The 26,002-nt window shown below is 69.2% G+C and carries 37 protein-coding genes; 15 read left to right on the top strand and 22 right to left on the bottom strand.

Annotated features, from left to right (window positions below; translation table 11 throughout):
* Positions 1–2: 2 nt before the first annotated feature.
* From ACFLIM_RS47020 to ACFLIM_RS46985, 8 genes are all read right to left on the bottom strand, one after another.
* Positions 3–1,034: an alpha/beta hydrolase gene (locus tag ACFLIM_RS47020; RefSeq protein ID WP_393176847.1), complete on the bottom strand. Its 1,032-nt coding sequence runs from the start codon at positions 1,032–1,034 to the stop codon at positions 3–5.
* A 19-nt stretch (positions 1,035–1,053) separates the two neighbouring features.
* A complete protein-coding gene (locus ACFLIM_RS47015) occupies positions 1,054–1,530 on the bottom strand; it encodes a DinB family protein (protein ID WP_393176807.1) in 477 nt (158 codons plus the stop codon).
* A gap of 213 nt (positions 1,531–1,743) precedes the next feature.
* Positions 1,744–2,184, bottom strand: a complete 441-nt coding sequence (locus ACFLIM_RS47010; RefSeq protein WP_393176804.1) for an Lrp/AsnC family transcriptional regulator — start codon at positions 2,182–2,184, stop codon at positions 1,744–1,746.
* 285 nt (positions 2,185–2,469) lie between these two features.
* The gene (locus ACFLIM_RS47005) at positions 2,470–3,294 is read right to left on the bottom strand and encodes a sigma factor-like helix-turn-helix DNA-binding protein (RefSeq protein ID WP_393176802.1); all 825 of its coding nucleotides are present in this window, start codon (positions 3,292–3,294) and stop codon (positions 2,470–2,472) included.
* Between the two features lie 189 nt (positions 3,295–3,483).
* The gene (locus ACFLIM_RS47000; protein ID WP_393176800.1) at positions 3,484–4,047 is read right to left on the bottom strand and encodes a DUF4158 domain-containing protein; all 564 of its coding nucleotides are present in this window, start codon (positions 4,045–4,047) and stop codon (positions 3,484–3,486) included.
* A 211-nt stretch (positions 4,048–4,258) separates the two neighbouring features.
* Positions 4,259–4,540, bottom strand: a complete 282-nt coding sequence (locus ACFLIM_RS46995; RefSeq protein WP_393176798.1) for a hypothetical protein — start codon at positions 4,538–4,540, stop codon at positions 4,259–4,261.
* A gap of 35 nt (positions 4,541–4,575) precedes the next feature.
* Positions 4,576–5,199 (bottom strand): NADPH-dependent F420 reductase, encoded by a 624-nt coding sequence (locus ACFLIM_RS46990; protein ID WP_138712430.1) that lies wholly within the window; start codon positions 5,197–5,199, stop codon positions 4,576–4,578.
* 33 nt (positions 5,200–5,232) lie between these two features.
* Positions 5,233–5,967, bottom strand: a complete 735-nt coding sequence (locus ACFLIM_RS46985) for an SDR family NAD(P)-dependent oxidoreductase (protein WP_189316376.1) — start codon at positions 5,965–5,967, stop codon at positions 5,233–5,235.
* A 144-nt stretch (positions 5,968–6,111) separates the two neighbouring features.
* Here ACFLIM_RS46985 and ACFLIM_RS46980 point away from each other — a divergent pair, with 144 nt between their 5' ends.
* Positions 6,112–6,723, top strand: coding sequence for a TetR/AcrR family transcriptional regulator (locus ACFLIM_RS46980; protein WP_393176796.1), 612 nt, complete (start codon positions 6,112–6,114; stop codon positions 6,721–6,723).
* A gap of 220 nt (positions 6,724–6,943) precedes the next feature.
* The gene (locus ACFLIM_RS46975) at positions 6,944–7,300 is read left to right on the top strand and encodes a tetratricopeptide repeat protein (RefSeq protein ID WP_393176793.1); all 357 of its coding nucleotides are present in this window, start codon (positions 6,944–6,946) and stop codon (positions 7,298–7,300) included.
* A gap of 283 nt (positions 7,301–7,583) precedes the next feature.
* Here the strand turns inward: ACFLIM_RS46975 and chrA are convergent, their stop codons facing one another.
* From chrA to ACFLIM_RS46955, 4 genes are read right to left on the bottom strand one after another with little or no spacing between them, the layout of a single operon-like run.
* Positions 7,584–8,942: a chromate efflux transporter gene (gene chrA, locus ACFLIM_RS46970; RefSeq protein WP_393176790.1), complete on the bottom strand. Its 1,359-nt coding sequence runs from the start codon at positions 8,940–8,942 to the stop codon at positions 7,584–7,586.
* Entirely contained in the window at positions 8,939–10,123 is a 1,185-nt protein-coding gene (locus ACFLIM_RS46965; protein ID WP_393176788.1) for an MFS transporter, read from the bottom strand. Before ACFLIM_RS46965 ends, chrA begins: the two co-directional genes overlap by 4 nt.
* Positions 10,120–10,551, bottom strand: coding sequence for a chromate resistance protein ChrB domain-containing protein (locus ACFLIM_RS46960; protein ID WP_393176785.1), 432 nt, complete (start codon positions 10,549–10,551; stop codon positions 10,120–10,122). Before ACFLIM_RS46960 ends, ACFLIM_RS46965 begins: the two co-directional genes overlap by 4 nt.
* Complete coding sequence (locus tag ACFLIM_RS46955) at positions 10,548–11,048, bottom strand: Chromate resistance protein ChrB (RefSeq protein WP_393176782.1); 501 nt, start codon at positions 11,046–11,048, stop codon at positions 10,548–10,550. The genes ACFLIM_RS46960 and ACFLIM_RS46955 overlap by 4 nt, the downstream gene beginning before the upstream one ends.
* 464 nt (positions 11,049–11,512) lie before the next feature.
* Here ACFLIM_RS46955 and ACFLIM_RS46950 point away from each other — a divergent pair, with 464 nt between their 5' ends.
* Both ACFLIM_RS46950 and ACFLIM_RS46945 read left to right on the top strand, forming a co-directional pair.
* Positions 11,513–11,950, top strand: a complete 438-nt coding sequence (locus tag ACFLIM_RS46950) for a hypothetical protein (RefSeq protein ID WP_393176780.1) — start codon at positions 11,513–11,515, stop codon at positions 11,948–11,950.
* A complete protein-coding gene (locus tag ACFLIM_RS46945) occupies positions 11,947–12,675 on the top strand; it encodes a recombinase family protein (protein ID WP_393176778.1) in 729 nt (242 codons plus the stop codon). The genes ACFLIM_RS46950 and ACFLIM_RS46945 overlap by 4 nt, the downstream gene beginning before the upstream one ends.
* 238 nt (positions 12,676–12,913) lie before the next feature.
* On the opposite strand, the gene ACFLIM_RS46940 is transcribed toward ACFLIM_RS46945, so the two are convergent.
* The 5 genes from ACFLIM_RS46940 to ACFLIM_RS46920 form a co-directional block, all read right to left on the bottom strand.
* Positions 12,914–13,468, bottom strand: a complete 555-nt coding sequence (locus tag ACFLIM_RS46940) for a bifunctional DNA primase/polymerase (protein ID WP_393176776.1) — start codon at positions 13,466–13,468, stop codon at positions 12,914–12,916.
* Positions 13,469–13,478: 10 nt separating this feature from the next.
* Positions 13,479–13,853, bottom strand: coding sequence for a hypothetical protein (locus ACFLIM_RS46935; protein WP_393176774.1), 375 nt, complete (start codon positions 13,851–13,853; stop codon positions 13,479–13,481).
* Positions 13,854–14,080: 227 nt separating this feature from the next.
* A complete protein-coding gene (locus ACFLIM_RS46930) occupies positions 14,081–14,686 on the bottom strand; it encodes a hypothetical protein (protein ID WP_393176771.1) in 606 nt (201 codons plus the stop codon).
* A 180-nt stretch (positions 14,687–14,866) separates the two neighbouring features.
* Complete coding sequence (locus ACFLIM_RS46925) at positions 14,867–15,037, bottom strand: hypothetical protein (protein ID WP_393176769.1); 171 nt, start codon at positions 15,035–15,037, stop codon at positions 14,867–14,869.
* 31 nt (positions 15,038–15,068) lie between these two features.
* The gene (locus ACFLIM_RS46920) at positions 15,069–15,347 is read right to left on the bottom strand and encodes a hypothetical protein (protein WP_393176766.1); all 279 of its coding nucleotides are present in this window, start codon (positions 15,345–15,347) and stop codon (positions 15,069–15,071) included.
* Positions 15,348–15,449: 102 nt separating this feature from the next.
* Between ACFLIM_RS46920 and ACFLIM_RS46915 the strand changes: the two genes are divergently transcribed.
* Entirely contained in the window at positions 15,450–15,980 is a 531-nt protein-coding gene (locus ACFLIM_RS46915) for a hypothetical protein (protein ID WP_393176763.1), read from the top strand.
* Positions 15,981–16,196: 216 nt separating this feature from the next.
* On the opposite strand, the gene ACFLIM_RS46910 is transcribed toward ACFLIM_RS46915, so the two are convergent.
* Entirely contained in the window at positions 16,197–16,847 is a 651-nt protein-coding gene (locus tag ACFLIM_RS46910; protein WP_393176761.1) for a hypothetical protein, read from the bottom strand.
* On the opposite strand from ACFLIM_RS46910, the gene ACFLIM_RS46905 reads away from it, so the two are divergent.
* Complete coding sequence (locus ACFLIM_RS46905) at positions 16,834–17,142, top strand: hypothetical protein (RefSeq protein WP_393176758.1); 309 nt, start codon at positions 16,834–16,836, stop codon at positions 17,140–17,142. The two genes, ACFLIM_RS46910 and ACFLIM_RS46905, sit on opposite strands and share 14 nt — an antisense overlap.
* A gap of 229 nt (positions 17,143–17,371) precedes the next feature.
* Here the strand turns inward: ACFLIM_RS46905 and ACFLIM_RS46900 are convergent, their stop codons facing one another.
* From ACFLIM_RS46900 to ACFLIM_RS46885, 4 genes are read right to left on the bottom strand one after another with little or no spacing between them, the layout of a single operon-like run.
* Positions 17,372–17,617, bottom strand: a complete 246-nt coding sequence (locus tag ACFLIM_RS46900) for an ATP-dependent DNA ligase (protein WP_393176756.1) — start codon at positions 17,615–17,617, stop codon at positions 17,372–17,374.
* 15 nt (positions 17,618–17,632) lie between these two features.
* Positions 17,633–18,745, bottom strand: coding sequence for an alpha/beta hydrolase family protein (locus ACFLIM_RS46895; protein WP_393176754.1), 1,113 nt, complete (start codon positions 18,743–18,745; stop codon positions 17,633–17,635).
* Between the two features lie 60 nt (positions 18,746–18,805).
* The gene (locus ACFLIM_RS46890; RefSeq protein WP_393176752.1) at positions 18,806–19,486 is read right to left on the bottom strand and encodes a response regulator; all 681 of its coding nucleotides are present in this window, start codon (positions 19,484–19,486) and stop codon (positions 18,806–18,808) included.
* Between the two features lie 3 nt (positions 19,487–19,489).
* Complete coding sequence (locus ACFLIM_RS46885) at positions 19,490–20,587, bottom strand: sensor histidine kinase (protein ID WP_393176750.1); 1,098 nt, start codon at positions 20,585–20,587, stop codon at positions 19,490–19,492.
* 76 nt (positions 20,588–20,663) lie between these two features.
* Between ACFLIM_RS46885 and ACFLIM_RS46880 the strand changes: the two genes are divergently transcribed.
* From ACFLIM_RS46880 to ACFLIM_RS46840, 9 genes are all read left to right on the top strand, one after another.
* Positions 20,664–21,194: a hypothetical protein gene (locus ACFLIM_RS46880; RefSeq protein ID WP_393176748.1), complete on the top strand. Its 531-nt coding sequence runs from the start codon at positions 20,664–20,666 to the stop codon at positions 21,192–21,194.
* A gap of 47 nt (positions 21,195–21,241) precedes the next feature.
* Positions 21,242–21,847 carry a hypothetical protein gene (locus ACFLIM_RS46875; RefSeq protein ID WP_393176746.1) on the top strand — a complete coding sequence of 202 codons (606 nt, stop codon included), beginning with the start codon at positions 21,242–21,244 and terminating at the stop codon, positions 21,845–21,847.
* Positions 21,844–22,221 (top strand): hypothetical protein, encoded by a 378-nt coding sequence (locus ACFLIM_RS46870; protein ID WP_393176744.1) that lies wholly within the window; start codon positions 21,844–21,846, stop codon positions 22,219–22,221. Before ACFLIM_RS46875 ends, ACFLIM_RS46870 begins: the two co-directional genes overlap by 4 nt.
* Positions 22,218–22,676, top strand: a complete 459-nt coding sequence (locus ACFLIM_RS46865) for a hypothetical protein (protein ID WP_393176742.1) — start codon at positions 22,218–22,220, stop codon at positions 22,674–22,676. The genes ACFLIM_RS46870 and ACFLIM_RS46865 overlap by 4 nt, the downstream gene beginning before the upstream one ends.
* A 4-nt stretch (positions 22,677–22,680) precedes the next feature.
* Positions 22,681–22,908 (top strand): hypothetical protein, encoded by a 228-nt coding sequence (locus ACFLIM_RS46860; protein WP_393176740.1) that lies wholly within the window; start codon positions 22,681–22,683, stop codon positions 22,906–22,908.
* Between the two features lie 10 nt (positions 22,909–22,918).
* Positions 22,919–23,704, top strand: a complete 786-nt coding sequence (locus ACFLIM_RS46855; RefSeq protein WP_393176738.1) for a GNAT family N-acetyltransferase — start codon at positions 22,919–22,921, stop codon at positions 23,702–23,704.
* A gap of 571 nt (positions 23,705–24,275) precedes the next feature.
* Complete coding sequence (locus tag ACFLIM_RS46850) at positions 24,276–25,121, top strand: tyrosine-type recombinase/integrase (protein ID WP_393176845.1); 846 nt, start codon at positions 24,276–24,278, stop codon at positions 25,119–25,121.
* A 97-nt stretch (positions 25,122–25,218) separates the two neighbouring features.
* A complete protein-coding gene (locus ACFLIM_RS46845) occupies positions 25,219–25,497 on the top strand; it encodes a hypothetical protein (protein WP_393176736.1) in 279 nt (92 codons plus the stop codon).
* Positions 25,383–25,916, top strand: coding sequence for a Mu transposase C-terminal domain-containing protein (locus ACFLIM_RS46840; RefSeq protein ID WP_393176734.1), 534 nt, complete (start codon positions 25,383–25,385; stop codon positions 25,914–25,916). Before ACFLIM_RS46845 ends, ACFLIM_RS46840 begins: the two co-directional genes overlap by 115 nt.
* The last annotated feature ends 86 nt before the right edge of the window (positions 25,917–26,002 follow it).

Genomic DNA, 26,002 nt, shown 5'->3' with positions numbered 1-26,002 from the left:
CGCTAGGCCATCCGTTCGCTGAGCCAGGCCAGGGCGAGGGGATAGCGGTATTCGATGCCGCCGTGGCCGCCGTCGAAGAGCTCGAAGAAGATCCGCTCGTCCGGTACGCCGGCCGTCTTCAGCGCTCGCCGGAACGCGGTCGCGCCGAAGTCGAGGTAGTACTCGTCTTTGTCGCCGGCGTCGATCCAGATCGCCCGGAGCGAGCGCAGCGCCTCGGCGTACACCGGCCGGCTGGCCATCACCACTGGATCCCAGGCCAGCCAGCGCTCCCACACCTGCGGCACCATCGCGCCGGTGTCGTCGAAGGGGATCCGCACGGTGCCGTCCTCGTCCGCGGAGTACGCCGACGCGTAGGCGTACACCTCGATCAGCTCGAGATCTCCCGCCTTCGGCCCGGCGGGCCGGGTCCGAAAGTCGGTGAGGAAGCGCTCGTAGGACCCGCCGTACAGGTCGCGCAGCAACCGGGCTCGCCGGGTCAGCTCGCTCCGGTAGCCGACCTCGAACAGCGCATCTCCGGCGTGGGTGGCCAGCGCGCCGAACAGGTCCGGCCGCAGCATCGAGGTGACCATCGCGCAGTAGCCGCCGGTGCTCTTGCCGGCCAGCGCCCGGTGGTCGCGATCGGCGAGGGTGCGGTAGCGGGCGTCGATCCATGGCACGATCTCGTCGCAGAGGTAGGAGTGGTAGCGGCCGGTTGCCGGGGAGTTCAGGAACTGGCTGCCGCCGTAGGCGGTCCAGCCGTCGGCGAAGACGACGATCGCGGGCGGCGTCTGGCCGCCGGCGAACAGCGCGTCGACCAGTTCCGGGTACGGCTGCCGGAACGGCTGCCGGTTGAACCACATGCCGGCATGCCCGCTGTATCCCGGAGTCACGTAGATCACCGGGTAGCGCCGGTCGCGTTCGGCGTCGTAGCCCGGCGGTAGGTACACCAGCAGCGGCCGCTGGTGCGGATCTTTGAGCGGGTTGTCGCGCAGCAGCACGCTGTCGATCACGACATGGTCGAAACGTCCGGCCAGGTCGGCGGCCCAGGGCAACATCACGGAATCTCCTGCCTGCTCAGCCGATGGCTTCGATGGTGCGAATGATCTGGTTGAGATGGGCGATGTCATGACCGGCCATCTTCTGCGCCAGCCGGATGGCCGGCTCCTCGCCCTGCTCCGGATGCAGGCCGGTGCGGGCCTGCTGCGCCGGATCCATCGAGCGGTAGAGCACGACGTTGGCCCGGCGGATCGCCTCCCACGCCTGGAGCAGCTCTGGGAAGGGCGGCTTGGGCAGTGCCACCAACCGCTTCTCGTCGTAGGCCGGGTAGCTCGGCCGCTCCCCGGTGAGGATCAGCCGGATCCGGAAGCCGTAGCAGATGTCCACGTCGAACAGATGGCCGACGTTCTGCTCGAGGGACCACTCGCCGTCCGGCCGGGCGCTCCACTGGTCCTCGCGCAGACCGGGCGACCAGCCGGCGTACCTCTGCCGGGGTCTCGGCGAGCTGGTCGACCGGGCTCCGGTCGCCGAGAGCCGCCAACAACGCCGCGACATAGGCATCAGGTTCACCCGTCGCGTCCGGTATTTCGATGGCTCGGGTATGGGTCATGGCGCGTCCTCCAGAGGTCCAGCCGGCTCAGTCGTCAGAGACTGTAAGCGACACGACTGCAGGCACCGGAGCTGCGCGGACGAACCACGACGTTCCGTCGCGCATCGATACGGCGACAGGCATGATTCCCCCGCCGGGCCGACGAATCGTCTGTCCCGTCACGACCGGACAGGAGCGGCCTCGACCGAGGAGAGCACGATGGTGGTGACCACCTGCCGGACGCCCTCGATCGACACGATGGCATCGAGCAACTGTTGCAGGCCCAGAGAAGAGGCGGCCCGCACCTTCAAAAGGGCGCACCACTGCCCGGTCACCCGGTGGCACTCCTCGACCACCGCCTCCGGGGTGGACACCTCGAACAGCCGGCCGATGACCGTAGCCAGTTGATCATGGTCGGCCTGCACGGACACGAAGGCGCACAGCCCGAGGTCGACAGCGGACCAGTCCACCACCGCCCGGTACCCGCGGATCACGCCATCGCGCTCAAGACGCTTGACCCGCTCGTGCACCGCCGGACGGGACACGTGCACACGGCGCGCGATCTCCTCGTGGCTGATCCGCCCTTGGGTGGACACCAGCCTGATGATCTCCCGGTCCACCACATCCAGGTCCTTGGGCATGCACGTTCGTCCGTTCGAGTCGAGGGGCTGTGCCTCCATCATCCCGCGTGGTCAATGCACGGCACTCTCGCGGGGCTACTTGGCGGCTGGGGCGCGTTCGCGAGAAGACGGTCATCAGAAACCGGAGAGAGGCCCTCCGGTCGGGTTCGTGCGACCAGAGGAAAAGTAACTCTGCGTAGCCATCGGCCTGAGCCCCTCTTGGAGGACGGTCAGTCGTGCTCGGCCGCCCTATCGGGCGGCAGCGTGTCGGCCGTCTTCCTTACCTCACCCCGCGATGGCAAAGCGCTCCTGCCGGTGAAGGTGTTGAGCTGCTTGTAGCGGGTTCGAGGTGCGGTCGGCTGTTGCGGCTATTCGGTGGGCCGGCGTGCCTGTCTTACTTCGCGGTCGATGGCCCAGGCGTCCGCTACTGGGCCCACGTGCCCGAGCTTGTCGGGGTTGATCACCAAGCGGATCGTCTGGATCTGCCCCTCGAGTACATCGAGGCGCCTTGCCGTCCCGGTCGCGGAAGATCGCGCCCGGCTGGCCGTTGACCTCGTGCGGCTCGAACGTCACGTCGATCCGGGCCATCCAGGGGAAGACGGCGGCAACCAGCCGGGACACGTTCTCGGCGCCGATGACGGCCCTGGCCAGCTGCGGGGCCTTGCCACCGCCGTCGCCGACCATCGATACGTCGGCGGCGAGCAGTTCCTGCAGGCCGGCGACGTCGCCTTCGCGGAGGGCGTCGAAGAACCGCGACGCCAGTTCCTCCCGCTCTTTGCGGACCGCCTCGAAGCGGGGCCGGCCTGCGGCCATATGGCGCCGCGCCCGCACCGCCAGCTCCCGGCATGCCGCCTCCGAGCGCCCCACCGCCGACGCGACCTCGGGAAAGCCGAAGTCGAACACCTTCCGCAGTACGAAGACCGCCCGCTCGAGCGGGCTGAGCCGCTCGAGCAGCAACAGGGCCGCCATCGACACCGAGTCGGCCAGCTCCCCCGACCGCGCCGGATCCTCATAAGGGTCGGCGAGCAGCGGCTCGGGGAACCACGGCCCGACGTACTCCTCGCGCCGGACGCGGGCCGAGCGCAGCACGTCGATCGGGATCCGGGTCACCGTGGCCGACAGGAACGCCTTGGCCGACCTGGGTTGTGTCGGGGAGGTCGTGCCAGTGGCGCGCGTAGGCTTCCTGGCTCGGGTCTTTCAGCGCCTGTGCCGAGAACAGGGTACGGCTGCGCAGCCCGCGGACTAGCAACTGCTGGAACGGCTGGTTGTCATAGCCGGTACCGTTGCTTGCGCGGATCTTCAAGTGCGCGAACTCGCCTGGTTCGTCGGCCAGCAGGGCGCGCAGGCGGTGGGTGACCGCCGGACTGTCCTGAATGTGTTCCACCGTCCGCACCGCCCGGCCGCTGCGGTGCTCCTCGGCCAGCTCGGTGAGCACGTCCCGGACGAGCCGTCGCCGGTGTTCCAGGCGTGCGCCCGTATCTTGCCCGCCAGCTCGGCCTCGGCCGAGGCGAAGTCCTTCAGCCCGAACGCTTTGGCGATCTCCCAGGTGTGTTCCAGCCGTGTCTTGTCCCGCTCGGTGTAGCGCTTCACGCAGGACGGATCGTCGATCCCCAGCTGGGCGGCGGCGACGTCCAGGACCTCGTTCGGCACCTCCAGCGGATCAGCCAGAAAGCACCCCAGATAGCGAACGGTCACGAGCTGGAGGGCGAAGCCGCATCGGATGTGCCGGCCGCGATGTCCCTTGATGAGGGCCATGTCCTCGTTGTCGAGAAAGAAGATCTTCTCCATCTCGGCCCGGGAGGGCGGACCGTCGTAACGGCCGTACTTCGCCGCTTCTGAGTCGCTCAGGAAGTCGACAGGCATGCACGCAACGTATGGCCCAGCAGACACAGCGTCATCAGAGCAACACAACCGTTACCAAGTGCTACCTACTGTGACAGTAAGTAGCTCACTGTCGCGCTGTGAACCGAACGGAATCCGGCGCGGGCCGCGTTTGGAGGCAGGGAAACGCTCGGCTCGCTGACCAGCGGGAACCCCGTTAACGCCGGATTCCGTTCCAAATCTCTCTGACCCCCTAGTAGAAGGTGCTGAGCGTGCTGGCATTCAGCCGCACCCGGCTGGTCGCCGTCGCGGCGACGGTCCCCTGCAGCACCGGGTCGAGGTAACGCTTCATCTGCGGCGGGTACGGCTGCTCTTTGCCCGGATAGATGCTATGCATATCGACCGGCTGGACCAGGCGATCGCCGACCCACAGCGTGTCGTAGCCAAGGTCCTCGATCCCGCGGCAGAACGCGCTCAGGCCAGCGGCGCTGCTGATAGCGGGCCCGACTATGGGAAGTGTGAAACCAAGCTTCATTGGCGAGTCCTTTCGGTGATCCGTCAACCGTTTGCTCAGACGGGAAGTTCGGTGATGCTGAGGGCGAAGTCCAAGTTCCCCACCCCGTGGTTGGCGAGGCCCACCGTGACCACGCCCGCTCCTTCCAGCCAGTGCGCCATTTTCAGGCCGCCGACGTCCAGCGGGCGCAGCCCGAGGCTCTCGATGAACGCCTCCACACTTGCCTTGGCCTGCGCATTATCGCCAGCGATGAAGACGTCGGGCCGACCCTTCTCCAGGACATGACGGAAGATGGTGTTGAACGCCTTCACCACGCTGGCGCTGGCCGGGGCCGCCTTGGCGACTTCCTGCGCGATCGAGGTCTCCTCGCGGTGGGCTAGCCCGTCGAACGTGGAATTGAAGGGATTGCTGATGTCGACGATAACCTTGCCCGCGAGAGCGTCTCCGTACTGGGCGACGACCGGCACGACACCGTCGTACAACAGGGCCACGATGACGATGTCCCCGGCCGGGGCGGTGCCCCATTCTCCCGTCGTGGCGCCGCCGCCGAGAGCCTTGGCCAGGTCAGCGGCCTTGGACTGATCGCGGCCCATGACCTCGACGGTGTTGCCGCCCGCTACCGCCCGCGCGCCGATGGTGCGGGCCATGTTCCCGGTGCCGATGATGCTGATGTTGCTCATGAGATGTCCTGCCCTGGTTGTGCGTTGTTCGGTTTAGATGGCGGTGGTGCCGCCGTCGGCGACGAGTTCCATGCCGTTGACGTAGCTGGAGTCGTCGGAGGCGAGGAAGAGGGCGGCGGTGGCGATTTCGTCGGGGCGGCCCATCTGGCCGCGGGGGATGAGGGACTCGAACTGGCGCTTGGTGGCCTCGTCGAAGAGTTCTTCCTGCTTGGCGGTGGCGACCTGGCCGGGGGTCAGGACGTTGACGCGGATGCGGCGGTCCTTGAGCTCGTTGAGCCAGACGCGGGCCCAGGCCTGCTGGACGGCCTTGCTGCCGGCGTAGACGCTCCAGCCGGGGAAGGCGCCGAGGGAGGCGTTGGAGCCGGTCATGAGGATGGAGCCGCCGTCGTTGAAGAGCGGGAGGGCCTTCTGGACGGTGAACAGGGTGCCGCGGGCGTTGAGCCAGAACGCGGCGTGGAAGTGGGCCTCGGTGATCTCGCCGAGCGGGGCGGGCTCGCCCACGCCGGCGCTGGCCCACAGCACGTCGAGGCTGCCCTTCTCCCGCTTGACGGTGTCGTACAGGCGGTCCAGGTCGTCCAGGTCGGCGGCGTCGCCCTGGACGCCGGTGACGTTGCGGCCGATCTGCTTCACGGCCTCGTCCAGGGCATCCTGGCGGCGGCCGGTGATGAAGACGTGCGCTCCCTCGTCGACGAACAGCTTCGCGCCGGCCAGCGCCATGCCGGTGGTGCCGCCGGTGATGACCGCTACCTTGCCGTCAAGCTTTCCCATGGTCTCTCCTTTGGGTCGGTGGTGCCGTGCGCACCTGGGGTGACGGTGTTATGTACACCGCTCTGTGTGCTTACAGTACTGGGCGGGCGGCCGGGACGCCAACTATGTACACCGGTCGTTACCCAGCTGGGGTACCATGGACCCATGACGGAGTTGGAGAAGGGCCCCAAGGGCCGCCGCCGCGGCCGGGGCGCCCGCGAGCGCATCCTCAGCGCGTCCCAGCAGCTGTTCCGCGAGCAGGGCATCAACCGCACCGGCATGGACCAGCTTTGCGCGGCGGCCCAGGTGTCCAAGCGCACGGCCTACCAGCACTTCACCGGCAAGGAAGAACTCGTCGCCGAGTATCTGCGTCGGTTCGACCCCTCCGTTCTGTCCGGCGTGTTCGACCGCACCGACCTCACGCCCCGCGAACGGCTCCTCGCCGCCTTCGACATCCCCCCCACCACCCCCCTGTGCCCCTACATCGCCGCCGCCGTCGAACTCCACGACCCCCAGCACCCCGCATCCCAGTACGCACGCGACTACAAGAAAGCCGTCGCCGCGCGGCTCGCCGACACCGCCCGCGAAGCCGGCGCCGCCGACCCTGAACAACTCGGCGAGCAGCTCGCGCTGCTCATCGACGGCGCCGCGGCCCGCACTCGGGTACTCAACGCCGACGCCTTCCCCGCCGCCGCCGCCATCGCCGCCGTCCTCATCGACAACGCCATCCCCGCCACAGCCAGCGATGACCGGCGACGGGAGGAAGTGTCAAGTTAACTTGGCACTCCGCGGCTGGGCTGGACGCGCTGCCGGTCGCGCGGCTGCACCCGCTGGAACGCGACACCAGCCGCCCGGCACCTGGCCCGGACCTGCTGGCTTTACGGAACTGGCCGCCCGCCTGCTGAAGGCCGCGGCAGAAGCCGCCGGGGAGATCGGCGACCCCGAGAACCCGCCGACGTGGTCGGCCTGGCAGCTGCTGGCCCCGCACGCTGCCGTAGTGCTGAACAGCCTCAGCGCTCTGCCGGACAGCTCAGACGAGACGATCGGAGCGGCAGCAGACGCTGCGTACATGGCGGCCCGGTACCGGGCAAGCCAGGGATCGTACGCTGCGGCTGCAGCCGAATACGGCGAGGTCTTCACCGCCCGGCTGCGGGACCTCGTCCCCGACCACCCGTCCACACTGGCCACCCGGCACGAGATCGCCCGGATGATAGGCGCCGGGGGGAACTATGCCGGGGCGGAGGCCGAGTACCGCGATGTCCTCACCGCCCGGCAGCGGATCCTCGGCCCCGACCACCCGGACACGCGCAGAACCGCCAGGCAGATCGACTTTCTTGCGGAAAGGCAAGCTTGATCGTCCTTCACCGATCAAGCGCGCTTTGGATATGCGAACTCGCCGGGTCGCCTGTTTCGTAGACGGTCGCCTATGAAACAGCTGGGTCGACGCAGTTGCGGCCGCCGGAGCTCCTCACTATTTGCGTGGCCCTACGCGGTGAGGAACGGCTGGATGTGTGCTTAGCGGCTGCCGCTGGGCGGGCAGCGGGGCTCCTGCGCAACTGGGCGCACCGGAGTAGGTCACCATCGCGTGGTTGCCCGACGAGCGCGGGCGGCGCGCCTGCGCGGCGCGCTCTTGATCACTACCAGGGCAGGAGCACCGTGCCGATGCCGAGCAGCGCACAGATGCCGAGGATGCGCAGCATGGGCCATTTCAGCACGAATGCCATGACCAGCGCGGCCACCGTGATGACCAGGGCGACGGGGTTGACCGTGCCGAGTTCGGGGACCTGCACGGTGAACGGCCCCCACGCCCAGGTGAAGGTCTGGCCGAACAGGGTGTGTTCGGCGAAGTAGAGCGCCAGGTTGGCGATGACGCCGACCACGGAGGCGGTGATGCCGGTGAGCGCGGCGCTGATGGCGGTGTTGTGCCGCAACTTCTCCACGTAGGGGGCGCCGAGGAAGATGAACAGGAAGCATGGCACGAACGTGACCCAGGTGGTCAGCAGGGCGCCGAGCAGCGCGCCGGCCCATGGCGTCAGCGCGCCGGGGTCGCGGTAGGCGCCGAGGAAGGCGACGAACTGCACCACCATGATCAGGGGTCCCGGGGTGCTCTCGGCCAGCGCGAGTCCGCGAACCATCTCGCCGGGTGTCAGCCAGCCGTAGACCTCCACGGCCCGCTGGGCGACGAACGCCAGCACCGCGTACGCGCCGCCGAAGGTGACCAGCGCCGTTCCGGAGAAGAACAGCCCTTGGGTGGTGAACACGCTGTCAGTGCCGAGGAACAGCGCGACGGCGGCCACCGGTAGCCACCAGGCGACCAGCCCGATGGCCAGGATCTTGCCCGCCGAGCGCCAGCTGGGCTGGGCGTGGTGCAGGGCGTCGTCCGGGATCAGCGGCGCCGGCCCGCCGTCGCCGCCGTGCCCGTTGCCCGCCTTGAAGACGTGCGGGGCCAGCCGGTGTACCAGCCAGCCGACGAGCGCCGCGGCGGCGACCACGAAGGGGAACGGCACGGCGAACAGCGCGAGCGCGGCGAAAGCGGCCACGGCCAGGGTGACGAAGAACGGGTGGGTGAGCGAGCGCTTGGCGACCCGTATGACGGCCTGGGCCACGATCGCGAGCACCGCTGGGGCGATGCCCGCGAACAATGCGGTTACCACCGTGGTGTCCTGCCACAGGAGGTAGACCGCCGACAACACCAGCAGCGCCAGCATGCCGGGCAGCACGAACAGGGTCCCGGCCACCAGCCCGCCCCTGGTGCCGTTCAGCAGCCAGCCGACATAGATGGCCAGTTGCTGGGCTTCGGGGCCTGGCAGCAGCATGCAGTAGTTCAGGGCGTGGTTGAAGCGCTGCTGGCCGATCCAGCGTTTCTCCTCCACCAGGGTGCGCTGCATGACGGCGATCTGCCCAGCCGGGCCGCCAAAGGTCTGCAGCGAGATGCCGAACCAGGCCCGTACGGCCTGCCGGAACGGGATCACATCACGGGTGGCTTCGATGGTCATGACGGCCTTTCGGGGGGCAGGGCGGGCAGGCGGACGGATCGGAAGATCCGCCACAAGGTCAGGTCATAGGCGGTCTTGGCGGCGCCCGCGATGACGAACGGCAGCGCCAGGCCGAACGGCAGGAGGAATCCGGCCAGCGCGGGCCCGGCCGGCCGGGTGAGGTAGCGGGCGGTGTTGGTGACGGCGGCGGCCGCGGTCCGCTCCTGTTCGGGGACCAGGGCCATCACGTACGCCTGCCGGGTGGGCACGTCCATCTGCGACAGGCAGGCCCGCACCATCAGCAGCGCGATCGCCCCGCCCAGACCGGGAGCGAACGGCACGGCGGCCAGCAGCAGGTTGGACGGGATGTGGGTGAACACCATGGCGCGCAGCAGCCCGACCCGCGCCGCCACCACCGGGGCGGCCAGTAGGGACGCGGTCTGCAACACGCCGAGCGCGGCGAAGGTGACGCCGATGGTCTGCGTGGTGGCGCCGTAGCGCAGGCTCAGCCAGTAGCCGAGGTAGGCCTGCACCACGAAGCCCCCGGCCAGGCTGTCCACGGCGAACAGCGCGGCCAGCCGCGCCACCGGCCCGCGCGAGCGGGCCAGCATCCGGGGCCGCGGCACCCCCGGTGACACGGCCGGCGCCTCGACGCTCGCGGGCAACCGGAAGGCCAGCACCACCCCGGCCACTCCCACGACGGCCAGGACACCGCCGAGCAGTCGCCGATCCGGCGGCAGCGCACCGAGCAGCGCCCCTGCGGTCCCGGCGACGGCAGCGACCGCGTTGTACAGGCCGAAGCCGCGCACCACCTCGCGCTGCGGCCGCCCCGTGCCGGCCAGCATGACCTGCTCCAGCGTGGTGAACGGCCCGGACTCCATCACCTCGACCGACAACGCGCCGGTCATGGCCACCACCGCCAGCAGCCACAGCGGCGCTCCGAACGCGATCGTGATCCCCGAGCAGACCAACGCCGCGTACAGGGCGCCGTACACGCGGCGGCGGCCGACGCGATCTCCCCAGCGGGCCAGGGCAAGGCTGGAGATCAGCGTGCCGGCCAGGATGGCCGCCAGCATCAGCCCGACCTCGGCCGACGTCAGGCCGTCGAGGCGCAGGATCGCACCGAGCTGAACGGCGGCGATGCCGTACCCGAGGCCGCGCAGCGCCTGAGAGGTCAGCAGCAGGCCGACCGTGCCCGTCACGCCGGCTCCCGCCCCAACAGCAGGGCCCGCCGGTGGAACTCATACAGGCCATCGAAGACCGGCCCGGTGATCTCCAGCACGCGCTCGTCATCGCAGATCATCGACAGCCCGCGCAGGATCACATCCACCCCGGGCGCCTCGGGCGCGTCGAAGCGCTCGTCGTCGATGTCGGCCTCATGCACGATCTCGGCCAGCTTCCACAACACCGGATCGTCCAACTCATAGCGGCGCAGAATCGTCTCGAAGCTGCAGTCATCCCCGTGATGCGACAACTCGGCCCCGCGCATGTCGAACGGCGTCGCGTCCGCCGGCACCGCGGCGGGATCGTCGACAAACACGAACTCCGGCTCGGGATCGATGTGCCGCCGGATCAGCCAGGCACACGCCGCCCGGTCGATGTGCACGCCGGCGCGCGTGGCCCACCTCATCGCGCGTCCTCCGCGACAGCCGCCGTGACGGCCACCGCCAGCGCCCGCACGGCCTGCTGGGCGCTGTCTCGCTCGGGTGGCGGGAAATAGTCACGCCGGCCGATCCTGCGCAGCTCGGCCTGCAGCCGCTTAAGCGTGCGGATCCGCTCGCCCGGCCGCGCCGATGCGGTGGCCTCGGCCTGCTCGATCACCGCCCGATATTCGGCTGCTCGCGCGCTGCGCATCTCGGTGGCGATGGCCTTCTCCTGCGCCGCGTTGCCCGGGACGGCCAACCATACGGTGGCGCTGCCGCCCACCTCGCCGATCTCCTCGGCGATCCAGTCCAGCTGCTCGCGGGTCCGGGCGTCGGCGGGCAAGGCCACCAGCCCGTCACCCAGCCGCGCCACACCGAGCCGGTCCAGCTTGCGCCAGATCGTGATCCGCAACGTCGACGGCTGGCGCGGGATGCGATACGCCAGCAACACCCACTGTCCCGCCGTACCCGGCACCGTCTCCACGCCATACCCGCCTCTCCATGTCGGTATCCACGGTTACAGTAACCACGGTTGCAGGAAATTGGCAATCGAAGAGAGGGCGCTTGCGGTCACACATGATCGACCGGAATTCACCGTGCCCCAAGGTCCCACTGCACGGCGCCGTCGGGACTGTGGAGGGGGCCCCAGATCTGTGTTCGGACGCCAGGTGCACACAGTCCGAAAGCCAGGCCAGCGCCCGTGATTTTCAGGACTATTTATGGGACGGACGTCGGGAAGGTCAAACGCGTCGGCGTGCAGCCCTCGGGACACGGCTTCGTTGTCAACGAGGCCAAGAGGCCTACGGGCGTGCAGGCCACTTCGCGTATCCGTGCAGACGACTTCGGAAACCGACACCCGTCCCAAAAATCTTGCGCGAGGCCTTGAGTTTCGGGACGGATTTAGGGACAGTCGAGGGTGAGTCGCCAAGACGAAGGGACACCGACCAAATGGCGAACACCCCGCAAGTCCACGACGCGACCGCCACGCCGCAGGCCCTGGCCGCCCGCCTGGCCGCCGACGCCGAAACGATGGCCGCCCTGCTCGACCCCGAGGCGCCGGCCTTCGAGAACTTCGACGGCGACTACGCCGCCGTCCTCGCCGAGCTCGGTCCCGCGATCAGGACGCTGGGCCGGGTCGTCGAGCACGTCTTCGAAGTCGTCGCCGAGATCGCCAACGACGCCGACGCCGACGCCGAGACCGAACAGGACTGGGACAAGGTCACCGAGGCCGCCGGCGAGGCCAAGGAAGCGGTCTGGTGGCACGGCAACGAACTGGCCGCGGCCGCCGAGCACGCCCAGAACACCCAGGCGAGCGTCATCCACGCCGTCCAGCAGGCCACCGCGCAACTGCGCGCCATCTATGCGGAAGCGGCGGGCCGCGCGTGAGCCAGCACACCACCGAGCACAGCGGGCCCTCCAACGCGATTCGTGTCGGCTACGCCCGGGTCTCCACCCGGGCCCAGGACCACGCGGCGCAACTGCAACTGCTGAACGCCGCCGCCTGCCGCGAGATCGTCGAAGAGACCATCTCCACCCGCCGCCGCGACCGGCCCAAGCTGCAGGCCACGGTGGCGGCGCTGAAGGCCGGCGACACGCTGGTCATCACCAAGCCCGACCGGGTCGCCCGCAGCATGAAGGAGCTGCTGGTCTTCCTCGAGGACGAGCTGGCCCCGCGCGGCATCAACCTACATATCCTGACCGGCATCTGCGCCGGCATCCACCGCCCCAACGGGCAGAGCATCGCCGACAAGATGCTGTTCATGGTCGCGGCCATGGCCGCCGAGATGGAACGCGACCTCATCTCCGAGCGCACCAACGAGGGCCTGGACGCCGCCCGCGCCGCCGGCCGCGTCGGCGGCCGCCCGGTCGCGGTCACCGACGACCGGCTCGCCGCCGCCCGGGCCCGCCGCGGCCGCGGCCAGTCCGTCACCCAGATCGCCCGCGAGCTCGGCGTCGGGCGGTCGACGCTGTACCGGGCCCTGGAAGAGGACGGCCCGCTCACCGCCACCGCCGCCGCCGCGCCGGTCGACCAGGACCACGCGCAGCCCTCCCCCAGCCCGATCGGCACGGCAGCCGAGCCGCCGTCATCGGCGCCGCCAGCCTGGTCGTAGGCGGCCGCGATCGAGGCGGCCCGGTGGTAGGTGCCGGTCTCGTGGAAGGTGGCGACCAGCTCGATGGCGGCCTGGGCGGCGGCCAGCTGGTGGCCGGCCTTGCGCATCTGCGGCGGCAGGGTGCCGAGGTCGGCGAAGTCCGCCACCTGCACGTTGTCGTGCCCGGCGGCGAGCTCGCGCACCAGCGCGGCCAGGTCGAGGCCGTCCAGGTCGCCGGGGGTGTTGTCGTGGTCGTGCGTCATGGCGTTCTCCGGGCCGAAGGAACGGGGCGGTGGAGGAGGTCGGTGAGCCAACCGGGCAGGGTGGCGATCGGCAGGTCGCGGTCGATGGTGTAGGTCGTGCCGTCGACGACGGAGCCGGGGCCGACCAGGTAGCCTCCGCGGCCGCCGGCGCCGGGCCCGCGGGTGTCGATGCCGGGTCCCAGTGGCGTGGTGCCGGACGCCGAGTCGATGATGCGGCCGGCGGGCACCGTGAAGTACAGGTGCAGGCCGCCGCCGCTGGGGGTGCGGACGGTGAGCGTGTCCGGCCACGGCTGCCCGTGCTCGGCGCAAGCGGCCGCGAAGCGGGCGATGCCGTCGACGCCGCCTTTGACGTCGAGGTCGATGCCGAGCACGCCACTCTTCCAGCAGCCGACTCCGATGTTGTCGCCGGCGCGCCAGGTAGCGGCGAGCACGTCGGGGTCGGTGGCGGCGGCGTGCTGCCAGCCGGGGCCCAGCAGCCGCTTGCCGCCGGGCTCCAGGCCGAACACCGCCAGGCCCCGGGCGGCGGCCGCGAACGGGTCGGGGGTGATCACTTGTCCCGGCCTACAGGTCGCCACAGTGGCAGTCGTAGCCGGAGCGGGTGTCGCCGCCGCACTCGGGGCACTCGGCTTCGGCCACCTCCAGCTCGGCGAGGTCGTCCGGGTGCATGTACTCGCGGTGCCGCCAGCCGGTGCAGGTGTGGTCGTTGCAGCCGCAGCCGGAGCACTCGGGGCAGGCCATGCCGTTCGTCCATCCGCACTTCTCGCACAGGGTCTGGTTGGCCGGGTCGGTCATGATGGCCACCGCTTCGAGCGGGGTCTCCTCGCGCCCGTCCAGCCAGTCCTCGAGCTCGGCGCGGACGGCGGTGTACTTCTTGCCGGGCCGGTGCTCCTGCAGCTCGCGTACGGCGCGGCCCAGGTCGCGGTTGCTGTGTGGCATGTCTCGTCCCATCCACGGGCGGATGCCCACGCTCCTTCCCCCGCCTGGTCGAGAGCGCGCACGCCGGTCACCGGCGCGTCGAAGATCCAAGGGTGGGATGCCCCTCGCCGTCCTACGACACTTCCTCCATCAACGCCTTCCCTGCGTAGGCCGGGACAGGCTCGGAGTCGGCTGGAGCGTCAGCCGCAGCAGCAATCTACAACAGGCCGGCGACAAATCGAGGGGTCTCAACGGATCTCCACCGTCACCACGGCGCCGACCAGTCGGCCCTGGCGTGCGACGGCGTCGACCCGGTCCAGGGTCTCCTGCAGGCTGTGCGGGGCCTGATCCAGGCCCAGGCCGGTGCCCACCAGCAGCAGGCATCGGCCCTGCGTGGTGACCGCGCGCTGCCAGGCCGGGTCCGCCTGCAGGTCGCCGTCGTAGAGCTCGCCGCCCGGCCCGCTCACCCGCAGCCCGGTACCGCCGCTCAGATGCACGACCCAGCCGGGCGCCGCCTGGACCTGGTCGCCGGCGTCGGCCACCAGGTGCAGGCCGTGCTGCAGCAGCCAGTTGGTCACCGCGTCGACGCGCTCGCCACCGCCGGCGTCGGCGGCCACCGCCACCCCGGCCTCCAGCAGCAGGACCGGCCGGTAGCCGCCCGCATGCGGCAGCAGCGCGGCCACCGCGGTGACGCTGGTCTCGGTGCCGGGCTCGTACATCACGGCGGTCAGGCCGGGCACGTCCATCACCCCCGACCGGGCGCAGAAGCGGTGCGCGAGCTTGGCCAAGCTCACCGGACCGTCCCGCAGGATGAGCACTGCCGCGGGCAGCTCGGGCAGTTTCCCCGGCCGCATGCAGACCCAGCACTCGTAGGAGATGGCCGCTGCGCGGGCGAGCTGGTCCAGGTCCGCCGGCGCCAGCAGCCGGGCGACGTCGGGCGCGACGTCCAGGCCTTGCGGTTGGGGCCTCGACAGCCCCCGGGGATGTCGGGACAGGGGCGTACCGTCAGCCCCATGACGGCTGACAACCGCACCTCAGGCACCCACCACCAGGAGAATCTGATCGACTTGGTCGACGACCTCGCCGAGCTCGACGCGGCGCTGCTGGCGCAGCTGGACCCGGTCGACCGTGCCCGGCAGGTACGCGCCCGCCGAGCGCTGTGGCGCTACGCCGATGCGATGTGGGACGCGGCCAAGGCCGAGCATGCCGGGCAACGAGGGCGGGCGCCCTCGACGCCTACAACTGCGTGGCCGCGCTGCGCGACTTCACCGCCGAGCTGCACGCCGCCGCCCAGCAGGCGCAGGCCGACGCCAGCGACCCGGACCTCGACGATAACGACCAGGGCGACGTCGACATGTGGACGGAGCGACGCTCAGCAACACGCGCCGCTCGCTCCTCGACGAGCAGCCCCTTCAGCACCGCGATCACGGCGTCCTTGAGCTCCAGCACCCGCCGCAGTTGCTCGTTGGCAGCCCGCCACGCCTCTTCGGCTGTAGGCGGAGAAGTCGCGGGCACGAGACATATGATCGACGATCAGGCCGCCGTGATCAAACCGGACCAGCGCTACAGGTCACGAGAGCCCGTGAATGGACACCTCACACCCACGCGGCATGTGGCATGCTCGACGCCATGCCATTTGTCACGTGGCGAGCCCACGCAGTGGGGTTCGCCGGCACGGCAAGCATGTTCGTCGGCGCTCTCGCACTATCCGCATCCGGCGGGCAGAGCCACTATCTGGCGTTCAGCGCCTCTCTTTGCGCAGGCGGCGCGTTGCTCGCGTGGCTCGGTTTCACCGCACGTCGAATTGGCTGGAGCGCTTGGGTGGCCATGGGGGTGCTGGGGACGGCGGCGCTGTTCCTGAGCCTGCTGGTGGTGCGGGAGGACGTTTGCTGCATGTTCGGCTATCACCGCGGCCTTGGCTATCCGTGGGGCTGGCTGGACAGCGACGCCTCCGCAGACAGCATGGACGTGATCGAAGCGTACAGATCCAACCCTGGAGAGCTGGAAAAGATCGTCGACTGGCCGAAGGTAGTGCTCGACGGATTGTTCTGGTGGCATCTGGCGGCGGTCGCCGTCCTACCGGTTACACAAGCGCTCCGAGGTGTCCATTCACGGGCTCTCGTGACCTGTAGCGCTGGTCCGGTTTGATCATGGCGGCCTGATCGTCGATCATGTGTCTCGTGCCCCGTCGACGTCGCGTAGCTGAAAGCGTCAACGTCCCTCTGACACCACGACGCGACGATCAAGACAGCAGAGCGCCAGCCCAAAGATGCACAGTTGAATACGCGACCTCACCAGTATCGACCCCGGACCTGTTCCCGCTCCCGCCCGCCGACCATCGCCACCGCGATCTCGACAAGCCTTTCAGGGCGGCAGCAGCCTCGGCGCGTGCGCGATGTAGTCCTGCTCTCGGGTGAACCAGCTCGACTCCAGCCGCACTCCGCTCATCGCCTCCACGGTGGCGAGGGCGATCTCCCGTTCGAGGTAGGGAGGGTCGTACTCGCCAGTCTCGTCCTCCCGGCGCAACTGCTCGCCCAGGGCCCGCAGCCAGCCCAGGTACGGGTCCAGGGCATGCGGGTCCCGACCCCAGCAGGGCAGGGAGCCGTCAAAGGACGGAAGGTTCACCTCGGTGACGGACCGTCCGTCGGCCGCGTAGAACAGCCCGTGCGCGTTGTTGATCAGCCACCAGAAGCCCCACGCCTGCGCGTTCTCCGTCAGGGGGGCCAGCGTCTCCGACTGGCTGAAGGCGTAGGAGTTGGCGATGAAGATCAGTACGTTGTCGCCGCGCTGTTCCATGGACGCCTCGCCCTCCCCCTTCGGCGGCAGGGGCACGCGTCGGGTGATGGCGCCCGGGTCGCCGCCGAGCCGGCTCACCACCTCGGGCACCGTCAGCCGCGTGTCCCGGCCCCGTACCACGACCCAGGCCAGCGCATCAGTGACGTACGGATCCAGGAAGTTCAGATCCCTGATCACGTTGCTGTAGTGGTCGACCATCTCTTCGGTGACCGCGCTCATGCCGCGCTCCCTTGGTGAGGTGCGAGGAAGTGGCCAGAGGGTATCCCCGCCGTCCTGGCCGCGCACCGGACGCCCGAGTGAGGTCGGTGTAGCGGGCCGGACGGCCGCTCAGGCCCGGGCGAGCGCGACCGCGTCCGCGAGCGCGGCGGCGGCGGCCAGGGCAGGGAGCCGGTGCCGCTCCGTCGGCATCCACTACCCCCGCCGCACCATCACGATCGCCCTCGCCCGCGGTGCCGCCCACGCCACCGGCGCCGGCCTTGTCGGCCTGCTCTTCTGGTGGATCACCCACCGCTGAGCTGTACAGCATCACCGAATGGTCTGCACGCTCATTGCGGGGCGTGCAGACCACTTCGAGCATCCGTGCACTCGACTGACACACACTAATGATCTTGGTCAGAACTCTTGAGTTTCGGGACCGTTTCAGGGTCTACATGACCTTCAGTGGAAGGATCGCAGTCGCAGACGGACCAGCGGAGGTTTGTCACTGTTGCCCGCAATGAGCGACACCTGTCGCCGACATGCAATTAGGCAGCAAGGCCGGATGACCGGCGCACACGCAGCGAGGATTCTCGATACCGCGCCCTGACCCCAACAGAATTGAGCTTGAGCCAGCCTTGCATCCCAGGCTCGTAGCGCGAGCGGGCTGGTTTGATCATCAGTCCTTCCACGCCGGCGGTGTGCAGTCTGGCATACCAAATACGGGCTCCGTGCTCGTCGACCGTCTGCATGCTCAACGCCAGGACGCCGGCCCCCGGGATGGACGCGAACATCTCGCCGCCTGACCGTCACTTCAAGGTGCGGGTGAGGAAGGCGGCCAGCGTACGGTCGTAGCGCTCGCGGTCGGTGCTCCAGATCTCCGAGTGGCCGGCACCGGGGAACTCCTCGTACTGGATCGGCCAGTTCATCGCGCTTGACGCCTTAGCCAAGTCACGCGCTGTCTCCACCGGGTGCTCCTTGTCGGCGTCGCCCATCAGCAGCAGCGTGGGCGGCTTCACCCGCGGCGGGTGTCCGAGCAGGTCGATCGTGGCAATGTCGAAGCCGCCGCGCCAGTTGATGATCTGCTGCATGAGCGGCACTATGAACGACGGCATGTGCATCTGGGCAGCGGCGAACTCGCCGGTACGCCGGCTGCTGATCTCCGGGTTCTCCAGTACGGCGGCCGAGACCACGTCGGCCAGGGGCGAGCGGGTGAGCAACTGGCCGACGATCGCGCCGCCCATCGAGCCGCCGTAGAGCACGATGCGCCTGGCGCCCATGGACTGCGCCTTGCGTATCGCGGCCTCCAGGTCACGCCACTCCGACTCGCCCTGGTGCAGTAATCCGTCCGGGGACGCGGGCGCGCCGAGGTCGTTGCGGTAGGTGATGTCGAGCACCGGCATGCCCACCTGGTGCATGGTGGCGATGGCGTGCAGGCTGGAGTTGCGGTAGGCGTTGCTGCCGTGCACGGTGATCGCCCAGGTGTCGCCGCGCGCGGGGACGTACCACGCGGGCGCGTCGCCCAGCTCGGTCGGCACCATGATCTCCGTGAAGTCGAGGCCGAGCGCCGTCTTCGGGTCGCCGCTGTAGGTCATGTACATCGACGCGCGGATTCCGGTCGGCGGGGTCTGGCCGCTGACGCGCACGCGCTCCACTCGGTCGGCCGACCTCTTGACGATGTCGCCGACCATGGCGGAGCCGCTGCTCCAGTTGAGCGACCACGTGCCCGGGCGGGTGGTGGTGGCGGACGCGGTGACGGTGATGGTTTTGTCCGTCACGCCCAGGACGACCTCGGGATAGGTGATCGTCAGCGGGTGCTTCGGCACCAGGGCAATGTCGCTGACATACCAGGCACCCGCTCCCATCCCTCCGACCAGCAGGACCGCCAGCACGGAGGCGGCCACAAGCAACTTTCGCTTCATGCCCTCAGGCTGGTCGTGCGGCACGGGCCGGCGGATCGCCCGTAGGAGTGGGATCCCGCCTCACTCCTGAGAGCGAGGCGCGACAAGCCCCGACTCGTACGCGAGCACCACCGCCTGGACCCGGTCGCGCAGGCCCAGCTTGGCCAGCACGCTGCTGACGTGCGTCTTCACCGTGTGCTCCGTGACGAACAGCTCGGCTGCGATCTCCGCGTTGGACAGGCCACGCGCGACCAGGCGCAGCGTTTCGAGCTCCCTGGCGGTGAGTGCGGCAAGCCTGCGGTCGTCGGCCTGGCCTACGGCGGGACGTGACCGGCCCACCACGTCGGCGATCAGCCGCCTGGTCACCGTCGGCGCGAGCAGCGACTCGCCTGCGGAGATGACCCGGACCGCCTCCACCAGCTCGGCCCTTCGCATGTCCTTGAGCAGGAAGCCGCTCGCGCCCGCGCGCAGCGCGTCGTAGACGTACTCGTCGAGGTCGAAGGTGGTCAGGACCAGCACCTTCGCGGCGGTGTCATGGCAGATCTCAGCGGTCGCCGCGATGCCGTCGACCCTCGGCATCCGCACGTCCATCAGCACCACGTGCGGGTGGAGCTCGCGCGCCGCGCTGATCGCCTCGGCGCCGTCGGCGGCCTCGCCCACAACCTCGAGGTCGGGCTGCTCCGCCAGCATCATGGCCAGGCCGTCGCGGACGAGGGTGTGGTCGTCGGCTATGAGCACCCGGATGCTGGTCTGCGTTGGCACACCTCAGTCTATGGGAGTGCCCGTGAGAGGCAGGCTGGCGGCGACGCGGAAGCCCATCCCATCGGGGCCCGTGACGAGCCGGCCACCGGCCACCGCCACCCGCTCACGCATGCCGATCAACCCCTGTCCGCTCTGGCCGTCCGCGTCGCCGCGGCCGTCGTCGCGGACCTCCAGGTCGAGGGCGTCGTCCCGCCACGTGATGCGGACACGCACCCGGGTCGCCTTCGCGTGCTTGATCGTGTTCGACAGGGCCTCCTGCACGATCCGGTACACCGTGACGGCCAGGTCGGAGCGGCAGGGGCGCGGCTCGCCGCGCTCCTCGAAGGTGGCGTCGAGCCCGGCCTGCCGTACCCGCTCGATAAGAGAAGGTACGGACTCGATGCCGGGCTGCGGGTGGCGCTCGGCCTCCTCCGGCCTGAGCGCGAGGAGCACCCTGCGGAGCTGGGACAGGCCGTCCCTGGTGGTCGTCGATATCGTGTCGAAGATCTGCTCGGCCTTGGCCGGGTCGGTACGCAGCGCCACGGGCCCCGCCTCCGCCTGAAGGATCACCAGGCTCATCGCGTGGGCGACGATGTCGTGCATCTCGCGCGCGATCCGCTCCCGCTCGCGTACGGCGGCGCCCTCCCGCTCCTCGGCGAGCCGCCGCGCCCGCTCTTCGAGGACGGCGATGCGGTCCCTGCGTGCTCGAGCGCCCGTGCCCAGCGCGTAGGCGACGACGAACGCCGCCGCGGTCGGCCCGTAGCTGAGCGGCTGGTGATGCTGCAGCACCGCCACGGAGGCGAACCCCGCGATGCTGCAGAGAGCTCCGAACAGCATCCGCGTAGGCGGGGACAGTGAGGCGAGGGTGTAGGTCGCGATCAGCGACGCGGCGGGGATCCCGCCCATCGTGTCGGTGAGGAACAGCGCGCCGGTGCCGATCCCCGTCACGGCGCTGGCGAGCAGCGGGATCCGCCGCCGCCACAGGAGCGGCAGCGTGTTCCCCGCGGCCAGGGCGGCCACCCACCACTCCAGGCGGTGGTTGAGCACGGCCATGATCATGATGCTCAGGAAGCACCCGATCGCGAGCACCGCGTCGACCACCGCGGGAGGTACACGACGCATCCGGCCAGTATCCACGACACCCGATGGCCGTGGCCTCACTCCTGAGAGCGAGACCGGCCGGTTCAGCGTGGGCCGCATGCTCGGCATCCACATCACCGGCCGTCGCCTGGCAACGCGCCAGCAGCGGCGTCTTCTGCCCGGCCGCTGGCGAGTCCGGCGGTACGGCGATAGCCGGCTCGGCACGTACCTGCGCCCGCGGCGCCAGCACGGCGACCACCAGCCCGGCCACGCCGAGCGCCATGCCGGTGAACATGCCGATCATGCTGGCCCGCTGATCCAGCACCTGCAGCACGTCCTCAGGCAGGTGCAGCGGATCGGCGAAGAACCAGAGCAGGCCCGCGACCAGGCAGGGCGCCAGCACGACGAGCGCGATGATCGCCACCACGCGCCACCGCCGCGAACCCGGCACGTGCTCCGCCCCTGGCGTCATCTTCGACATGCGTCCAGAGCGCCCCCGAACCGGCGCGAGCGCGAACTAATAGTGACGAACGCGTTACCGCCAACTCCGCGCGAAACGATCGTCGGAAGCGCGGCTCAGCAAGCCTCTGCCCGAGATCAGAGTAGCCAGGGGATAATGAGGCGACGCTTCCCGGTAATCCCTTCCTGAAGGGTTTCAGCCAGACACCGAACGGGACGATCTTCGATTCCGCGCGGGTGGAGCAGCTGCGCAAGGGGCCGTTAGGGGACCTCCCCGACGTGGACGCCGCGTCAGCGCTGGCCCGTCTGAGCTGGGACGAGCTGCTGGAATACGGCACCGAGCAGAAGAACCTCAGGCTGGACAACGCCGAGATCGCCGTCGCGTTGAGGGCTCTGCGTGCTGTCCTGGGGCGTCTTCGTATCGTGTTCGACCCGCCGTTTCGCGACCAGTTCGGTTTCCATCAGTACTGGAAGAGCCGGGGGATGTCGGATGCGGGAGGCTGGGCGAAGCGGCGGGCCTACCTCACCGGCCTGTTCGAGCCGGTGCTCGCACAGTTGGAGACCATCGAGGACCTGCAGACCGGGCAGCAAGCCGACCGCGATGGCGCTGCCGGCCAGATCACGGAGGTCACCCGCCGTAGGTTCATCGACGGTCTCGACGCAGTCCGCAAGAAGATCATGGATGAGCTGGCGGAGGCGGGCGCCCCGGTTGAGCGCCCGGATCTGTTTTGGTGGGGCACGCTCGACGAGGTCGCCTTCCTCGACCGCTTAAGCCGTGTCCGGCCCGACCCTGGGTCTGCCTGCTCTGCCCGCTGGCGATCTTCGCCCCGCGGCACGCGGTGAACCTGCTGCGGCTCAAGGCGTTCTTCTCTCGGCAGTGGCGGCAGATACCTACCGCGCACTTTATGGCCGTCTTCGGCCACTGCTGGTTCACCGACCCCACCCGGGCCCTCTGCCTGCGCTTGGCCGGCACCCCCACAGCCGAGAAACCGCTGATCGGGATGTGTGATTCGGCTCGCTGCCCGCAAGCCACCCACCACGCATGTCACCGACCGGTCTGGGCCGAGCATGCCGAACGAACCAAGATCTTCCTCGGTCAGCTCGGCAAGACCCGCGTCACCGAGCACGCCCGGCTTGCCGCCGACCACGACCGGGCCCTGCGCGTCATTGCCGAGATCGACGCCGCATCGCCGACCACGAACCAGGACAACACATGAGAATCACCGCAGCTCAACGAACCGAGAACGAGAACCGCATCCGCGCCGCGATGGACCGGCTGCTCCGCGGTGAGATCCCACCCGGCGGGAACTGCGACATCAAAACCCTGGCCCGTGAGTCCAGCGTCGATCGCACCGCGTTCTATGGCAAACGCCCCTACTCACACCTGCGCCTTGAGTTCGAGAATCGGCTCCAGCGCCTGCAAGAAGCCGGACACACCCCCGACCCGAAGACCGCGCAAATTGACCGACTCAAGACCGAGAACGGCAAGCTCAAGGAACGGCTGGCTCAAGCAGAACAGGCCATCGAAGAACTCGGCGACTTCCGCAACCAGGCCTTAGCCCGGTTGGCCGCGCAGCACGAGGAGATCGTCCAGCTCCGCACCGCCTCAGCCCCCAGCACTCGCGTCACCCGGCTCCCCACGCCCCGAACCGAAGCCATCGGACCATGCTGAAACCGTGAACCACCTTGCCGACCTGCTGCGACGCCATTTGAATGCGATAGGTTCGCGCTGGTGGTCGCCGCCGCCCGGCAAGATCGCGGTGATCGTGCTGGCGGTGCTGCGGCACGACCAGCGCCTGGCGGACATGGCCGGCGACAACGGCATCGCCGAGTCCACCGTGCGCCGCTGGCGCGACGAGATGATCCGCCTACTCGCGGTCAGGGCCCCGCGCCTGGACCGCTAACATGCCCCGCATGCGCCTATCAGCTTCTGCCGTTGCCGCCGCCAGCGCGGCCTGGGTGTGGGTTCCGGACGACGCCGAGGTCGTCGAGGGCAACGAGTACACGATCACGCGGCTGCCCGACTATTTCGACTGGGATCTCTCGGTACTCGCCTTCACGCCGACCGGGCCGCTCGGGCCAGCGGTTGACGCGGTGCTTGAGCGGGCGCGAACGTTCGGGCTGCCGGAGCTGGACTGGGAGGTGGGGCTCAGTGCCCCGGCCGGGCTTGCCGCCGAGCTGTCAGTGCGCGGCGGGAAGGTGAAGCTGACTCTGGACGTCCTGGCCAGGGACCTGAGCCAGGGCTTGCCCGCGCTGCCGTCGCCCGCGGCAGACGTGACGATCCGGTGGGCGACGGACTTCGAGACCTTGCGGGACGGGTCGGCGGTCGGGGTCACCGGGTTCGGCGGGGCGCTGCCGCCCGACGAACGGATCGAGGCAGACGCGGCCAGGGCTGCGGCCTCCGTCCCGGCGGGCGGTGGCGGCATGCTGGTCGCCTACGTGGACGGGACCCCTGTCGGTTCTGGCGGCGTCTCGCTGGTGGACGGCGTCGCGCGGCTGTCGGGCGGGGTCGTGGTGCCCGCCGCGCGCGGCCAGGGAGTCTACCGGGCGGTCCTCGACGCGCGACTGTCCTACGCGGTGATGCACGGCGCGACAACGGCCCTGGTGAAGGGGAACGTGGCCACCTCAGGTCCGATCCTGCGCAAGGCGGGCTTCACCACCTTCGGCCAGGAGCCGATCTACGCCGTCCCGCTGCGCTGACGTCCCGCTGGCGGTTGCGCCTCCGGGCCCGCCCACCGCGCCTCCGGCGCTAGAAGGCCCACACCGGTTCACAGCCGACATCCTCGGCTCGTGGACCGCGTGGACCAGGCCGGGCGGCGGCTCGCCGGGCCGGGCAGGGCCCCGGCAAGAGACGCGCCCCGGACGTAACTATGGTGCCGCCGAGGCTCGTTGGAATTGTGACCAAACTCAGAACACGCCGGGGATACCGTCTCCCTTGTCTACCAGTGCCGCCTTCGCGCACCTGAAGAACTGGCGCGTGCTCGAGCAAACTCCGCACCGACCTCGCCCGCCCACCGACCTCCTGCGCGCCCTCCTTGTCCTAACCGAGTTCGAAGTGGCCCGATGACAGAGGATCTACGCCGCAGACTGATGCCGGCAGCCAGTACGAGCAGCCTGACAAGCCATCACACCAGCTTTCTGAACAGCAACTTCAAGATGGAGGAAGCTCCGTGGTCAACTCGGAGTGACTTTCGTCATATCCATATCGTCGTAATGCAACACGCGCGCCAAATCGGCGTCGGAAGCCAACCTCCCGCATGGCGGCCGTTCAATCACCACACGGCAGCCACCGCACACAGCCACTGCGGACACAAGGCATACCTACGCCACTGCGTTGATCAACTCAGGGGTATCGCTGCAGGCATTGATGGCGCTGCTCGGTCACGTGTCGGCCGAGATGAGCCTGCGCTACGGCAGGCTGTTCGACCAGACCGTCCGCGCCGACTACGAAAAGGCCCTCACCCTGGCCAAGTCCCGCCTCGGGCCGGTCCTGCCCGAACGCGCTCCGCTGCCGATCGTCGAGGTCACCGGCGGCAGCACCGACTGGCGCCAGGCGCCCCTGCTCAAAGCACGCCTGTCGGGTGGTTACTGCCTGCGCACCGCCGCCCAGGGCTCCCGCGCCTACGCCAACATCTGCGAGCACTGCCCCGAACTTCCGCACCGACATCGCATTCCTGCCTATCCTGGCCACCCAACGCGCCGATGCCCAAGCGCTGGCCGCCGATGCCGAAGCCCGCGGCTGGGACGAGGAAGCGGCTCGCCACCGCCACCTCATCAAACGCCTCGATCTTCTGATGAACAAGACAGGACAGTCGTGACCGACCAGATCGCTATCCGCGTCGAGCGAGCGTGCCAAGACCTGCTCGCCGCTGACTGCGAGGTGACCTTCCCCGCGATCGCGGCACGCACCGGTATCGGCAAGGCAACCCTCTACCGAAGGCCAGAGCTACGCACCCTGATCGAAGAACACCGGCAACGAGGCCGTGACGCGCTCACGCTCACCGGGCTGGAGGTTCAGATCGATCAGCTCCGCGCGGCCCTGGAAGCCGTCGCGACCAAAGTCCGCCGTCACGAAGAAGACCTTCGACGGCTCAAGCACGCCCGTCGAAGCGACTGATCCGCTCTTCCCGGCGACGCACTCCTACGCCCCCGGATTAGCCGGATAACCACACGGCCACGGGAAGATCGAACGGCTGATCGGCACCATCAACCAGATGTGCCTGGCCCACCTTCCCGGCTACGCGCCCCGCGGCACCCCCGACCGCGCCGGCCAGGCCCAGCTGACCCTGCCGGAGCTGGACGCCGCGATCGGCCGGTTCATCCGCGAGGTCTACAACCTGCGGCCACACAGCGAAACCACGATGGCGCCCCAGGCTCGGTGGGAGGCCGGCGGCTTCATCCCGCGCATGCCCGACTCACTCGAACAACTCGACCTGCTGCTGCTCACTGTTGCCAAACCCGCAAAATCCACACCGACGGGATCCATTTCCTGAGCCTGCGCTACCTCGACCCCGTCCTGGCCTTCTACACCGGCGAGCAGGCCATCATCCGCTACGACCCCCGCGACATCACCGAGATCCGCGTCTACCTGCACCGCGCCGGCACCGTCGGCACCGGCGAGGAAGAGTTCTTGTGCCGGGCGATCTGCCCCGAACTGGCCGGCACCACCATCAGCCTCAAAGAGATCACCACCGCTCGCTACATGCGGACCACCCCGGCCGACGCGCTGCGCCACGGCCATGAATCCCCAGAGTTCCCGCGAACCCAAGGGTCGAGACCGGGCCGTTGGGGTGGTCTGGGAGGTTATGCACCCTCGGGTTTGCCGGAACCCAAGGCCGTCTGCGGTCAGCCGGTCACGGAGCGGCACCGAGTGTCAACGGCCAAGTGCGTGTCGCCGCTGGTGGCCATGTAGAAGTCCCCGCCTCTTCGTAGTTGACTACTTCTTGATCAGGCGTGCTGGTGTCCTGGTTCGTGCCTGTTTCATCCGGAAGGACTCGC

The organism is Nonomuraea marmarensis (genome assembly GCF_043197025.1).
Classification (GTDB): domain Bacteria; phylum Actinomycetota; class Actinomycetes; order Streptosporangiales; family Streptosporangiaceae; genus Nonomuraea; species Nonomuraea marmarensis.
The sequence above is the reverse complement of the archived record's forward strand: the minus strand, read 5'-3'. Positions and strand labels throughout refer to the sequence as shown.